The 2,873-nt window shown below is 65.6% G+C and carries 4 protein-coding genes; all 4 read right to left on the bottom strand.

Annotation, left to right across the window (positions count from 1 at the left end; translation table 11 throughout):
* The coding region (locus R1101_RS31345; protein WP_157179188.1) for a DUF202 domain-containing protein at positions 1-149 on the bottom strand (149 nt) is incomplete at its 3' end.
* A complete protein-coding gene (locus R1101_RS0120335; RefSeq protein ID WP_026003518.1) occupies positions 146-535 on the bottom strand; it encodes a YidH family protein in 390 nt (129 codons plus the stop codon). The genes R1101_RS0120335 and R1101_RS31345, both read right to left, overlap by 4 nt.
* Before the next feature lie 767 nt (positions 536-1,302).
* A complete protein-coding gene (locus R1101_RS0120345) occupies positions 1,303-1,554 on the bottom strand; it encodes an Atu4866 domain-containing protein (RefSeq protein WP_198420308.1) in 252 nt (83 codons plus the stop codon).
* A gap of 23 nt (positions 1,555-1,577) precedes the next feature.
* A partial coding sequence (locus tag R1101_RS0120350) for an amidohydrolase family protein (protein ID WP_016935136.1) occupies positions 1,578-2,873 on the bottom strand: 1,296 nt, incomplete at its 5' end.

The following is a 2,873-nucleotide window of genomic DNA, read 5'->3' on the forward strand; positions in this document are numbered from 1 at the left end:
GCTCTAAGTAGAACGACCATTGCAAGCGGAACAGCGAGATGTCGAATGATGGCAAGAACGAGAATCGTGTACGTCACTCCCACCGCCAGTCCGGTGCGTTGCCATGCCAACGCGGTGCGTTGAGGCTGGAGTCCGGGATCGCCCGTCACAACGAGAGCGCGAGTGCCGTCACGGCGAACACGGTCAATCCCACGGATACGACGGCGATTGCCGTGACCAGCCAGGGAAGCGCCAGCGGGGCAGGCAGGGGGAGATTCATCCCCAGCGCGCGTTCGTTGCGGCGCCACGATACCAATGCCAGCAGTGCGAGTAGCCCCCCTGCAACGCACGCGACGAGCGACAGACCGTAGATGACCAGCGGGAATGCTGTCAGCCCGGCCACTGTCGTCAAGGTGACTCCTCCGGCGATCAGGGCCAGAGCGGTGCGAACCCATGCCAGTGCGGTGCGTTCGTTGGCAAGAGAGAACCGGACATCCGGTTCGATGCCGACCGAGTACACCGCACGAGGTCGTCGTTGCGGAAAAGCGTTGCGCATGTCGTTGTCCTGCGAGAATTCGATACCCTGCCCGGGTATTCGGTGATCCGATGCGGATAGTGCTGTGGCGAAACTACATTACCTTGATCATCGAACCTGTCGGCCGGCCCGGCGGGGAAGCGCGGGGGACGATGCGACGAGCATGCCTGGCAGACCCATGTTCGAGTGGTGACCGTTCCTTGCGGATCCCCTGGTTCCGCGCGAAACCGCGACTGCAGAATTCGGTCCGATGGCAGGAGACGCCACGACGCGGATCGAGTGCGGAGCCAGTTCCATTGCGAATGTGCGCATCAGGACGATGACGCCGTGTTCCGACGCGACGTCGTGGCCGAACCGTGCGAAACTCTCGGCGAAAAGCACATCGGCCCGATCCCGGCCCACAAGCAGACCCTCGATGTGAGTCGAATCCTGGACCATCAGGCTTCGGGACCGCTGTCCGCTGAGCGGTTCAACGGCGGTTTCTGGTGGGGAGTTTCCGCGGCCTGAGCTGCGGCCGGCCTCTCCATTGCCTCCGCGCGGAACGACTTCCAGGCCGGCCGGGTGGCGCAGCGCTACACCATTACGGGGATTCGACCGGCCCAGCTGCTGCCCGGAACTTGGAGGCCCCGCGAGAACACCTTCCATACAAGGCCTTTCGCGCAACTCCAGTCGATACGCTTCCGTATGATCAGACGAGCGGTGTTCCATTGCCGGGGCGAGGAGGCCTGCACCCGGCACATTCGGGTGCAAACCTCCTGCGGGTTGCCGGTGTCAGTTCGACGAGGGCTTCACCCGGTCGGGTCTCGGTGCATGACCATGCCCGCGTGGTACAGGACGTCGTTACGGAACTCGCCGTCGGCGGAGAACCCGGTGTCGTCGCGGTAGTAGATCCTCGTGCCGTCGATCCGGTAGTCACCGGTGTAGGCGGCCTCCCGGTTGCCGCGGGCCTCGACGTATCGGCCATCCGGGAAGAGACGTTGGCGAATGTTCCCGTCGGCGGTCACCCATAATCCGACGAACGAGTGCTGAGCTTGTTTCATGCCCTTCGTTTCCTTCACGGTCTTCACAGTGCTGCCGCCATCCGTCGGGTGATGTGGTCGCGAGAACGGATCACGTCCTCGCGGAGGGCGTCGATGTCCTCACCGACCAGCGAACCCGCCCATTTGCGTGGGTTTCCGGCGACGAGGACGGTGTCGATGTTGCGTGCGTCGGAGCCGAGCACAAGGGTGCCGACGGCGTCGTTGAGAGGCATGTTGTTGACGTCGTCGGCACGGACGATGAGCAGGTCGGCGTCCTTCCCTGGTGTCAGGGAGCCGGTGACGTGATCGAGCGCGTTGGCGTGCGCGCCCTGCAGGGTGGCGAAGTCGAGGACGTCGCGAGTGGTGATCCGGTTGCGGGTCTCCTCCGTTCCGTAGGTGGCGTTCGTGGCACGCATGCGCTGGATCGCGTGCAGGGCTCGCATCTGGGTGAACATGTCGCTGGCGAGCGCGACCTCCACATCGATGCTCAGACCCGGCCGGATCCCGACGGCGAGGGCCTCGTCCACAGCGGGCACCGCCGTGTCGAGGCCGATCTGGGCGTCGGAGGTCGGGGCGAGCGAGACCGTGACACCGGCATCTCCCATCGCCGACCATGCCTCGGGGGTCAGGCCGGTCGAGTGGATCAAGGTGAGGGTCGGAACGAGGATTCCCTGCTGCGCCCAGCGCAGGATCGCCTCGGACGAGGGCACTCCGAAAACGGCATCGATGCTCGTCCACACGTCGAGCTCGCGAGCGAGAGCGGCGAGTTCGGGTCCGTAGGAGATGGCGGGTCCTGCGATCTCGTCGGTGGACAGGGCGGCCAGTCGCACGGTGACGAGACCGTTTGCGGCGCCGTGGAAATCGCTCACCAACCGGTTCATGTCAGCGGGCCACTGGCGGTCCCACTCACCGAAGTGCGGACCCATCGAGGCATGCACTCCTCGGATTCCGGTGTCGACGAGCGCGTTGAGCGCAGCATCGGAGTGCGCGGAGCTGCGTGAATTGTGGGAGAAGTCGAGCATGGTGGTGATACCCGAGTCGAGCGCCGTCAGCGCGGCGAGGCGCGTCCCGATGTACATGTCCTCCGGCGCATAGTTCGGCGCGACGCCGGCCAGGGTCGACAGGACGTATTCACCGAGGTCGGTGACGTCGGGGATGCTGCGGCGCAGCTGCGCCTCCCAGGCATGGCGGTGCGTGTCGACGAAGCCGGGGCCGACGATCGCCCCGCGGGTGTCGACGACGAAGGCCGCTGCGGCTGCGGCGCCGTGCTCGGGATCGGAGCGCAGGTCGGGCCCGATCGCGACGATCCGGGAGCCGACGAGCAGAACGTCGCCGGTGTC

The sequence above is a fragment of the Rhodococcus sp. R1101 genome (assembly GCF_000278445.1).
Lineage (GTDB): Bacteria > Actinomycetota > Actinomycetes > Mycobacteriales > Mycobacteriaceae > Rhodococcus > Rhodococcus gordoniae.